This window comes from Aneurinibacillus aneurinilyticus ATCC 12856, from assembly GCF_000466385.1.
Lineage (GTDB): Bacteria > Bacillota > Bacilli > Aneurinibacillales > Aneurinibacillaceae > Aneurinibacillus > Aneurinibacillus aneurinilyticus.
On record NZ_KE952862.1, the window covers coordinates 75,174 to 85,997 of the forward strand.

The 10,824-nt window shown below is 49.2% G+C and carries 11 protein-coding genes and 1 riboswitch; all 11 genes read right to left on the reverse strand.

Features of this window, described 5'->3' with window-relative positions; translation table 11 throughout:
- Positions 1–21: 21 nt before the first annotated feature.
- The 11 genes from HMPREF0083_RS19720 to HMPREF0083_RS19770 all read right to left on the reverse strand — a co-directional run bounded on the left by HMPREF0083_RS19720 (position 22) and on the right by HMPREF0083_RS19770 (position 10,742).
- Positions 22–609 (reverse strand): histidine phosphatase family protein, encoded by a 588-nt coding sequence (locus tag HMPREF0083_RS19720; protein WP_040303977.1) that lies wholly within the window; start codon positions 607–609, stop codon positions 22–24.
- On the reverse strand, positions 606–1,349 hold the full coding sequence (cobS, locus tag HMPREF0083_RS19725) for an adenosylcobinamide-GDP ribazoletransferase (RefSeq protein WP_021623472.1): 744 nt from the start codon (positions 1,347–1,349) through the stop codon (positions 606–608). Before cobS ends, HMPREF0083_RS19720 begins: the two co-directional genes overlap by 4 nt.
- A complete protein-coding gene (gene cobU, locus HMPREF0083_RS19730) occupies positions 1,346–1,894 on the reverse strand; it encodes a bifunctional adenosylcobinamide kinase/adenosylcobinamide-phosphate guanylyltransferase (protein ID WP_021623473.1) in 549 nt (182 codons plus the stop codon). The genes cobS and cobU overlap by 4 nt, the downstream gene beginning before the upstream one ends.
- A complete protein-coding gene (cobD, locus tag HMPREF0083_RS19735) occupies positions 1,891–3,006 on the reverse strand; it encodes a threonine-phosphate decarboxylase CobD (protein WP_021623474.1) in 1,116 nt (371 codons plus the stop codon). The genes cobU and cobD overlap by 4 nt, the downstream gene beginning before the upstream one ends.
- Positions 3,006–3,554, reverse strand: a complete 549-nt coding sequence (cobO, locus tag HMPREF0083_RS19740) for a cob(I)yrinic acid a,c-diamide adenosyltransferase (RefSeq protein WP_021623475.1) — start codon at positions 3,552–3,554, stop codon at positions 3,006–3,008. The genes cobD and cobO overlap by 1 nt, the downstream gene beginning before the upstream one ends.
- Positions 3,551–4,198 (reverse strand): 5,6-dimethylbenzimidazole synthase, encoded by a 648-nt coding sequence (gene bluB / locus HMPREF0083_RS19745; RefSeq protein WP_021623476.1) that lies wholly within the window; start codon positions 4,196–4,198, stop codon positions 3,551–3,553. The genes cobO and bluB overlap by 4 nt, the downstream gene beginning before the upstream one ends.
- A gap of 12 nt (positions 4,199–4,210) precedes the next feature.
- Positions 4,211–4,861, reverse strand: coding sequence for a precorrin-2 dehydrogenase/sirohydrochlorin ferrochelatase family protein (locus HMPREF0083_RS19750; RefSeq protein WP_021623477.1), 651 nt, complete (start codon positions 4,859–4,861; stop codon positions 4,211–4,213).
- Positions 4,862–4,872: 11 nt separating this feature from the next.
- Entirely contained in the window at positions 4,873–6,387 is a 1,515-nt protein-coding gene (locus HMPREF0083_RS19755) for a cobyric acid synthase (protein WP_021623478.1), read from the reverse strand.
- 19 nt (positions 6,388–6,406) lie between these two features.
- Positions 6,407–7,885, reverse strand: coding sequence for an MDR family MFS transporter (locus HMPREF0083_RS19760; protein ID WP_021623479.1), 1,479 nt, complete (start codon positions 7,883–7,885; stop codon positions 6,407–6,409).
- Between the two features lie 224 nt (positions 7,886–8,109).
- The gene (gene cobT, locus HMPREF0083_RS19765; protein ID WP_245191359.1) at positions 8,110–9,189 is read right to left on the reverse strand and encodes a nicotinate-nucleotide--dimethylbenzimidazole phosphoribosyltransferase; all 1,080 of its coding nucleotides are present in this window, start codon (positions 9,187–9,189) and stop codon (positions 8,110–8,112) included.
- Positions 9,190–9,335: 146 nt separating this feature from the next.
- Positions 9,336–9,510, reverse strand: a riboswitch (cobalamin riboswitch).
- Positions 9,511–9,536: 26 nt separating this feature from the next.
- The gene (locus tag HMPREF0083_RS19770) at positions 9,537–10,742 is read right to left on the reverse strand and encodes an ornithine--oxo-acid transaminase (protein WP_021623481.1); all 1,206 of its coding nucleotides are present in this window, start codon (positions 10,740–10,742) and stop codon (positions 9,537–9,539) included.
- Between the last annotated feature and the right edge of the window lie 82 nt (positions 10,743–10,824).

Consider the following 10,824-nt stretch of genomic DNA (forward strand, 5'->3'; position numbering starts at 1 on the left):
CGTTTTTATCTCTTTTTTCTTTTATGATGACGATGAACGCCAGGTTTGTCCATACTTCTCGGTAATCAAAATGTCTCCTGTACCAGGGCCGCGCACGGACCAGAATGCATCAGGATTTCCTGATATACGTGCAGCAAGAAACCATCGTATCGGTCCGCCATGTGTGACGAGTACAGCTGTCTCTGTAGGAAGCATGCGCTTCTCCAAGTCAGACAGCCAGCGGCCGACTCTATCCCCTAGTTTAGCAAGACTTTCTCCTTCTGGTGGTGTAACATCATAAGGATTATTATACCATTTTTCTGCCAGTGATTTGTTTGCCTGCATAATTTCTTCATACGTCTTCCTGTCCCAGCGTCCAAAATTCAATTCACGAAGCGCCGCAGTTTCTACCACTGTCATCCCTTGTGGCTGGGCAATAATATGTGCAGTCTCCTTACAGCGTAATAAATCACTTGTATAAATGTACGTAATAGACTCATTCTTAAGCTGGTCAGCAACGGCCAAGGCCTGTTCCTTCCCTCGCTCATTCAGCGGCGCATCATAATGTCCGAGATAGCGGTGTGACCGATTATCCTCCGTCTCGCCGTGCCGTACCCATATCCACCTCACATCCACAACCTCCCTGTAGCGATAAGAACAACAAGAGTTACCGCTTCTGTCCACTCCACCAGAGCACCATAGCAATCCCCTGTCAAGCCACCCAAACGCCGGGATATTGAACGAAGAAAAATCCAACTTGCCAGCGTTACCGCAAGAAATGCAAGCATGCCTTTCCAGCTGAGTAAAACAACGGTTGCGCATAGAACAAATATAAAACCGAAACCTACCTTCCAGGCCGTAAGCCCACCCTTGAGACCTGTTCCTATACCTTTTTCGCTTACATATGGCCAAAACCAAATGGCGGCCACAAGTGACATGCGTGCAAAAAGCGAGGGAAGCAACAACCATATCTCTGCGTCGTTTCTCATAATCTCATACAATGCTGATACTTTAACCATAAACAAAAGAATGGCCGCGATAACGCCCATAGCGCCTACCCGGCTATCCTTCATAATTGCAAATATTTTCTCCCTCTCTCGCCAGCTTCCCAATCCGTCTGCTAAATCCATCCATCCGTCCAGATGCAACGCTCCAGTGCTGTATACCCAAAAAACGAGCGTCAACACAGCGGCAAGCGGCACAGGCAATAGCCAGCCAGTCAGCAATGCAACGCCCCAAAGCAATATGCCCAGCAGAACACCCACGATTGGGTAAAAAGCCACACTACGCTGCCAGTCCTTCGGATCAGCGCTAAGTCTAGGAACCGGAATACGGGTCAAGAAAGCAACGGCATGTAACAAGGCATTCATATTCTCTCACCTTTAATTTTCCATGGAATGCCCGATAGTACAGCGTATACCTCCTGCGCCTCCGCGGCAATCCGCTGATTAACGACGCCAAGCGTATCCTGAAACCAACGCCCCAGCTTTGTCATAGCCACACCGCCCAGCCCGGTCTCACTGGTCACTACGAAAACAGTGCCAGAATAATCCCGTATCGCGCTTAGCCAGCTATCTACTGCCCCTATAATCCGCTCTGTCTCTTCCGTATCTCGCCACTTGTCTTCTGCGACATCTACTAACAGATTGCTTATCCATGTCGAAACGCAATCAAACAGCACAACCTCATAATTATGGTAGGTGTGCACCTCTGCTGCAGCATCATACGGAGTTTCACTCAGTCCCCAGAAAGCAGGACGACGTTCACGGTGCTGCGTAATACGATGCTCCATCTCTTCATCAGTGCATACGCCCGTCGCTACGTAAAGTACCGATTGGCTTTTTTCTTTGACAAGCCGTTCCGCAAATGCACTCTTTCCGGAACGGACGCCTCCGGTGACTACTACGATACTCACGTTTTTTTCCTCTCCTCTATGCTCTCTCCCATCATTTCTGCCAAAGCTCGAAGCAATCGATTATTCTCCTCACGGGATCGTACCGCGATACGGAAATCCCGCGCAGTCAAGCCCGGATACATGGCACAATTACGAATCATAATGCCGCGTCGTCCCAGCCCATCCTGTACTGCTTCCGCGGTCTGCCCTTCTGGTAGGCGTATCAGCAAAAAGTTAGCCTGTCCCGGCCATACTCGAAAACGTAAATCCTTCGATAATCGGCTATGCAAGTATACCCGCTCATCTGCGATCAATCGGCGGGTAGCAGCCTCATATTCACCTGCCGCACAGCACGCCTCTCCGGCTGCCAGAGCAAAGCAGTTAACACTCCAAGGAACCTGCTTCCCTTTCATACGTGCGATAACATCAGGATGCGCAGCCGCAAATCCGAGACGTAGTCCTGGAATCGCATAGAATTTCGTAAGTGAACGCAGCAGAATAGCATGTGGATACGATGCCAGATGTTTAAGCAATGTCGGCTGATTTTCCTCCGGAAGAAAATCGATAAACGCTTCGTCGACGACAAGATAAGCATCTTTCTCCTGTGCCTGCACCGCTAATCGACTTAGCGTTTCATGGCTATACATAAGCCCGGTCGGATTATTGGGATGCCCAATAAACAAAATATCAACCTTATCTAGCAACAATCCAAGCTCTTCTTCCACTGGCAAAAAACCTGTTTCCTCCCGTCCGACGCACCCGATCACCTCTGCTCCATACTGCTGTGCAAGCTGTGTATACTCTACAAATGAAGGATAGATAACACCAACCGCCGTGGGAGCAAGGGCCAGCAATACAAGCGCCATGCATTCGGCAGCTCCATTTCCGACAAGAAGCATCTCCTCTGGTACAGCATACTTCCTGGCCAGCGCACACAAAAATTTGCGATGCGCAGGATCTGGATAATGTACGATGTTATTCTTTGCATTCTCAATCGCTTCCAGCACTCCTTCTGGTGGCCCCAGCGGATTAATATTGGCGCTGAAATCCAGCAACTGTTCCGGTTCCACATTAAACAGGGCGGAAGCGGTGAGCAAATCGCCTCCGTGCCCGAATTTTTCAAGTCTGCTCATTAAAACTCAATTCCCTTTACAGCGGGGATGCCTTCATCATAGTAATGCTTAAGGGGGTTCATCTCTGTTACCAGGTCAGCTTTATTTTTGACTTCTGGATGCACATTTCGACCTGTGATAACCATATGCATCCCCTGTGGACGACTCCCGATAAGCTCCAGCACCTCTCTGAGCGGCAATACATCATCAATAGGAAATGTACTAATAGAAAGCGCATTATTCAACTCATCCAGAATGACAACATCATATACACCGCTCATTACTTTTTCCTTGGTGAAAGCCCACGCTTCCTTCAATGCTTCCCGATGCTCATCGGGAGTTTTCAGCCAGGTAAAACCAATGCCTTTTTGATGCATTTCGATGCCCATCTTATCAAACATAATTTTCTCTCCATAGGTACGGTCGGGCGACTTAATAAACTGAATGACAAGTACACGCTTCCCACGTCCACAAGCCCGGACTGCAAGTCCAAGTGCCGCCGTCGTTTTCCCTTTACCGTCTCCAGTATATACAAGTACTAGACCACGCTGCTTATCCGGTTTATTCATGCTGTACCTCCCCATTTGTTCTGATAGATGAGCGTATCCAGCTCCCGTCGTTTCTCCCATTTTTCCGTCTCCAAAATAGGAGCAGCGGGATAATCATCCGTATAGCCAAGCGATAATAAAGCAACCGGATCAATATGCGGTGGCAGCTCAAGAATGTCGCGCACATCATTTTTCTTATAAAAACTCACCCATCCCATAGCGATGCCTTCAGCACAGGAGGCTAGCCACATGTTCTGGATAGCACAGGCCGTCGACATAATGTCTGTTTCCGGAATCGAATTGCGCCCCAGAACATGCGATCCGCCACGTGTCGGATCACATGTGACACACACGGTTAGCGGCGCCTCCTGAATGCCTTGCACTTTCAAACGCAGGAATTGCTCTGCACGCTCCCCCTCGTAATGGATGGCAAGCGCCTTTCTCTCCTTCTCGGCTGCCCATGCCAAACGCTCTTTTACTTCAGCGGATGTGATCAATATAAAGTTCCATGGCTGCATAAATCCTACTGATGGACCATAATGCGCAGCCCTCAATATTCTCTGCACTGCCTCATCCGGCAGTGGCTGTGTAAGAAATGAACGGACATCACGCCGCGCTTCGATCACTTTATACACCGCTTGCTTTTCCTGTTCGGTAAACAACATCCGGTTCGCCTCCTATGTATCATCTTTGCTATTCCTTGATACGAGATCCCAGAATCGGCCCCAGAGACGCTCCGGCTCCTGCCGTCTCGCATCATACAAGAAGTCGTCCTCCAACAACCGCTTGAACAATCGCCTCCGCCGATGCGGGCTTTCCACTCGCTCTAATACAATACGGCGGGCTTCAGCCAAGAAATCAACATATACCTCATAAGTCTCGTCATATATCTCTCCTAGCTCGTTGACAAGTTTTCGTGCGAGGCCCGGACTTGCCCCCTCCGTAGCTACGGTCATGAGAAGCCTTCCTCGTCGAAGCTGGGCTGGCACAGTAAATGTACTTAAGTCCGGTCTGTCTGCGATATTGATAAGCTGGCCCGGCTTCAATGCCTCAAGAACGAATGTGTTGACCTCCGAACTATCTGTAGCCGCAAAGACAAGGAGCGCCTCCTGTATGTCTTCCGGCTCAAATGCTTTCTCCCGCCATTCAATACGCCCTGTCTGTACGAATGTGTGCAACCGCTCTGTCAGCGTAGGGCTGACCACCGTAATGAAAGCACCCGTATCCAAAAGGGCTGCCGTTTTTCGTTCGGCAACCCTTCCTCCGCCGACTACAAGACATCGTCTGCCTGTTAATTGCAGCATAGCAGGATAGGAATGTTCAGCCATTTTGCACCCCCCTAGAATTTGATGGGAAGTGGCAGCCCTATAATGTCATAGAGCTTCTTCATATCAAGATGTTCTCTCACAAGGGATGCTAGCGCCGTGTAGCTTGCCTCCCGGCGCTCCGACTCGGTGTGGACTCCGCCCGCTACCGGCTCCATCCCTTTCTCTAACCGTATACGGTTAAGCCATGCTCTTGTGAATTCCCTGTTATGAAATACACCGTGCAGATATGTACCCCATATGGCTTCACCGTCTGCAACTGCCCCGTCCGTATGACCATCATCCAATCGGAACAACGGACGGCTGCCTTGTTCCCGCATCGTTTGTCCAAGATGGATTTCATATCCTGTTACGGTTTGTCCGGTCGCAAAGGAAACGCCGCATACTTCCCCTTCTACACGTATCGTCCGTTTCCCCGCCTGAAATGTCGTATGAATCGGCAACAACCCTAGCCCCTCACTGCGTTCATAGGTCGATTCAATCCCGTCTGGATCGTATAGCTCCTTGCCCAGCATCTGATAACCACCGCAAATCCCTACGACATACGCGCCTCCCTGTGCAGCTTGTCCAATAACATCTGCTAGACCGGTCTGCTTCAGCCATTGTAAATCGTCTGTCGTATTCTTCGTGCCAGGGAGGATAATAATATCCGGGTTATTCCACTCAGCAACTGAAGCGATTAACCGCATTCTGACGCCCGGTTCGTCATACAGCGGATCGATATCCGTAAAGTTGGATATACGAGGCAAACGAATAACCGCAACATTGAGCGCCTCTCCTTCTTCATCCCGTTTTTTTAGCTTGAGTGTAGATAAGGCCAGCGAATCTTCGGCATCAATGCCTGTATCAGCGTAAGGTATCACCCCAAGCACCGGGAGCCCTGTATGTTCTTCCAGCCAATCTAAACCTGATTTCAAAAGAGAGAATTTTCCGCGAAATTTATTGATAATAAAACCCTTCACCCTCGCCCGTTCATCGTCATCCAATAGTGCAAGCGTTCCGACAAGCGATGCGAATACGCCACCCCGATCAATATCGGCGATGAGCAATACCGGAGCATCCGCGAGTTCTGCCGCTTTCATATTGGCGATATCACGATCCTTCAGATTGATTTCTGCCGGACTGCCCGCCCCCTCCATAACAAGTACTTCATATTCTTCTGCAAGTCGATCCAGCGATTCACGCAATACTGGCAACGCAGTCGGCACATAATCGCTCCGGTATGCCCCTGCTCCCATATCGGCATAATGCTCACCCCTTACGATCACCTCGGCAATCATGTCCTGCTTCGGCTTTAAAAGAATCGGATTCATATCCGCGGTGGCCTCGATGCGGCACGCTTCCGCCTGCACGCCCTGAGCTCTTCCGATCTCTTTACCATCACGGGTGATATAGGAATTCAATGCCATATTCTGTGATTTAAACGGAGCCACCTTCCAACCGTCTTCATACAAGATGCGGCAGAGCGCGGTGCATAACACGCTCTTGCCTACATCCGACGACGTACCTTGCAGCATAATTGCTTTCATCTATACTCCCCCTATTTAGTTAATTCGAACGGGTGGAGACGGAACCGGGATTTGTACGTGGCATCCATAGACCAGCCACAAGTGCCATCACCGCTACGATGCACATTATTAAAAATACATTGTGCAGCGCATAGGCCAGCCCCTCCCTCATGGACATTATGAGCTGCGCTGGCAAATGGCTTGCTGCCTCTGGACTCAAAAGCTGATTCATATCCGTTCCGGCTTCCATCCCATGTTCCTGCATATACCGTGCAATCGCGGAATTAAATAACGTTCCGAACAATGCAATACCGACAGTCTGTCCAAGTGTACGAACGAACGAATTGGACGCTGTTGCCGCACCGCGCAACTTCCAATCTACAGATGATTGTACCGTTACGGTGAACACCGTTACTGCAAGCCCAAAGCCTAGTCCGGTGATAAACATAATCGCAATAATAACAAATTGGGATGTACCCATGCTAATTAGCGCAAGCCAAAGCGAAGCCAGCATAATTGTAGCAAGTCCGATGAGCGCCGTATTGCGCGTCCGAATCCGAATCATTAGCTGACCGCTGGCAATAGCTCCAAGCAACCACCCGATAGACATTGGAGCCAGCGCTAATCCTGAATTTGTCGCTGCCCCGCCATATACTCCTTGAATCCACATCGGCAGGTAAGCCGTAATGGCAATCAGAACAGCGCTAACAATGAACGAGACCAGATTCGAGATAGAAATAGAACGGATGCTAAACAATTGTAAAGGTAACATCGGCTCCTGAGATTTTATTTCGACGATAATGAAAACTCCCAGGAAAATAACAGCGACGGCGAATAAAGTAAGAATCATTCCTGAACCCCAGGAGTATTCTTGTCCACCAGTCAAAAACGCATACAGTAAAGCACACATCCCAATCGTAAATGTTACCGCACCGGCGTAGTCAATATGCTGTTTTTTCTTTTCAAACGATTCGTTCAGATACATCCATACCATAATGACAGCAATAATGCCGAACGGAATGTTAACGAAGAAAATCCAGTGCCAGGAAAGGACATCGACGAAAAAACCGCCTACCAGCGGTCCCACAATGCCCGAGATTCCCCAAACGGAACTGAACAATCCCTGAATTTTGGCACGCTCCTCAAAGGAATAAATATCGCCAATAATCGTAAATGTTACCGGTAAAACTGCGCCTGCACCGATGCCCTGAATCGCACGGTACACAATCAACTGCTCCATCGACTGGGCAAGCCCGCATAGCGCTGAACCTAGCAAAAAGACTGCCGTTCCAAAAGTAAAAATAACTTTACGTCCGAACAAATCGGCCAATTTTCCGTAAATGGGCGTCGTTACAGACGTAGTAAGCAAATATATGGCAAACACCCAACTGATGAGCTTTAACCCTCCCAAATCACTGACGATTCGAGGCATAGCAGTGCTGACGATAGTGACTTCAATCGCCGCCAGGAACGTTGCGACCAGCATTGCGATCGTCACGTTTCTTCGATTTGTTTTCATACGCTTTCTCCTTTTCCATCGCCTGATGTTTCATTAGGCGAGCATATTTCTGCTGGTAGCGTATAAGATTTCCGATGTAAAAGTCAATCTTTTGGCCTGCTATTTACATGTCAGCATTTCTTTTGTCAAAAAACCCGCTATGTTCGTAGCGGGGATTTTGCATTGATTTATCCTGTCTTAACGGGCGGGAAATTCCTTCTTCAAGCATGATAAGCGGGAGTAGCTCAAAGACCCAATTCATCAAATGTTGCCATCTCGTTTAGCATAGCGATAGACGCCTCCAGCAAAGGAAACATCAAGACCGCGCCAGAACCCTCGCCGAGTCTCATCCGCAGATGGAGCACAGGCGACAATTCCAAATAAGCGAGAGCCGCCTCATGTGCCGGTTCTTCGGACAAATGAGAGGCAAACATATATGAAATCACCTGTGGGCATATTTCATATGCAAGTAAAGCGGCGGCACCTGCAATAACACCGTCCACAATGACGGCCATTCTATGTGCAGCTGCACCAAGCGTGACTCCGACCAGACCGGCGATTTCCAGACCACCTACGCGAGCCAATACATCGATCGGCTCTAACAAAGAGCGCCATTGCTTCCCGATGCCGTTTACCGATAGCGAACGCTCGATAATATCTGCTTTAGCCCGACGTTTCATCTCATCAATGCCAGTCCCTTTGCCTGTTAATTCATCCACCGGACGACCGGTGACAGCAGCAGTCAACGCAGCGCTCGGCGTTGTATTTCCGATGCCCATGTCACCAAGTGCCACAGCCTTATATCCTTGTTCCGATAATTCTTTGACAATAGCGATACCGGCTTCGATAGCACGCACCACTTCATCGCGGGTCATTGCCGGACCTTGTGCCATATTTTTCGTACCCGCTTTGATTTTTTCATCTCGTACACCCGAAAGTCTCTGTGCCCTGCTCCCGACATCAACAACAATGACTTCCGCTCCCATACGGCGCGAGAATACATTAATCGCAGCTTTGCCCCTCGTAAAGTTCCCCATCATCAATCCCGTTACTTCTGAAGGAAAAGCGCTTACACCCTCTTCCACCACGCCATGGTCTCCGCACATAACTACCACCGCTTTTTTATCCATTACCGGCTTTTCCGTCCGTTGTATGCCAGCTAGACGAATAACCATCTCCTCCAGGTCTCCCAGGCTTCCCGGGGGCTTTGTGAGATTATCTACCCGTTTTCGGACTGCCCCCATGCATTCTTGCTCCACTTCCACAATGCGGCTTATCGTATCTGTAAGCAATTCACCAATCATCTGTTCCATCGTCTCATCCACCGTCTTTCTCCATGTAGTTCGAGAATGGCAAGGACGCAACGGGGCGAGGGGCTCCCTGTCCGTTTATATTTGTATGTACGACAAAAAAAGCCCAGGTCAAAGATGACCTGGACTTGCCACATCCGGTTCTATGCTACCTGATCCCCGAGTATTCCGTGCAATAGGCAGGTCTCCTGGCTCCCGGATCAAGACCATGTGTCGATAGCCTTCCCAAGCGCATACGCTCAGTGACTGCCGACGGCTCCCCGGTTACAGTGGCGGGCCCGCGTATTTTCTTCCCTATTCTCCCTTAATAAGGGCACCTATTGCGTCCTATACACATTTACAAACAGCATACACCGCTTTTCTTACTTTTTCAACACTTGATAAATTCGCTCAATCGCCCAATCCAAATCTTCCTTGGAGATAATGAGCGGCGGCGCGAAACGGATTGTAGTCTCATGAGTCTCCTTGCAAAGCAGCCCCAATTCTTTTAGCGCTTCGCAATACGGACGCGCTGCTTCCGTCAGTTCAACGCCAATGAACAACCCGCGTCCACGCACTTCCTTAATAACCGGATTTTCGATTTTTTGCAGCTTCTGCTTAAAATATTCACCCATCTCCAGCGAACGCTGCACAAGATTTTCTTCTTCGAGCACTTCCAGTGCCGCAATCGCAACTGCACAGCCTAGCGGGTTGCCGCCGAACGTAGATCCGTGTGAGCCGGGCTCGAATACACCGAGAATTTCCCTGTCAGCCGCTACTGCAGAAATCGGAAATACCCCGCCACCGAGCGCTTTCCCCATGATATACATATCTGGTTTTACATCTTCCCAATCTGATGCGAACATTTTACCTGTACGGCCAAAACCGGTCTGGATTTCATCGGCAATAAACAATACATTGTTTTCTTTACACAACTCACGAGCCTGTTTAAGGAAACCTTCCGGCGGCATCAAGATGCCGGCCTCCCCCTGAATCGGCTCAGTCATAAATGCAGCCGTATTCGGCGTAATTGCCTTACGTAGGGCTTCAATATCACCATATGGAATGATTTTAAAGCCCGGCGTGAATGGTCCGAAGCCGCGTTTATATGCCTCGTCGGAAGAGAACGACGTAATCGTAGTTGTCCGGCCGTGGAAATTACCTTCAGAGACGATGATTTCAGCCTGGTTGTCCGGTACCTTTTTCACATCATATGCCCAACGACGCACAGCTTTTATGGCCGTTTCCACTGCCTCAGCCCCGGTGTTCATCGGCAGAATCATGTTTTTGCCTGTCAGCATCGACAGCTTCTCATAAAATTCGCCTAGCTTATCGCTATGAAATGCGCGGGACGTCAATGTTACCTTATCTGCTTGATCTTTTAACGCCTGAATAATTTTCGGATGACGGTGGCCTTGATTAAGGGCTGAATATGCACTCAACATATCCATATACTTATTGCCTTCCGGATCTTCTACCCATACCCCTTCCGCTTTAGAAATAACGATTGGCAGTGGATGATAGTTCTTGGCCCCGAATTTTTCCGTTTTTTCAATGATATCGTGTGTTTTTGTTGTTGAACCGTTCATGATGATTCCCCTCTCTGCAAAGTAGAGTGTGTGGATTCCTAATTCCGTTTACAAAATCTCGGACGACAGCTTCGGCTGCGTG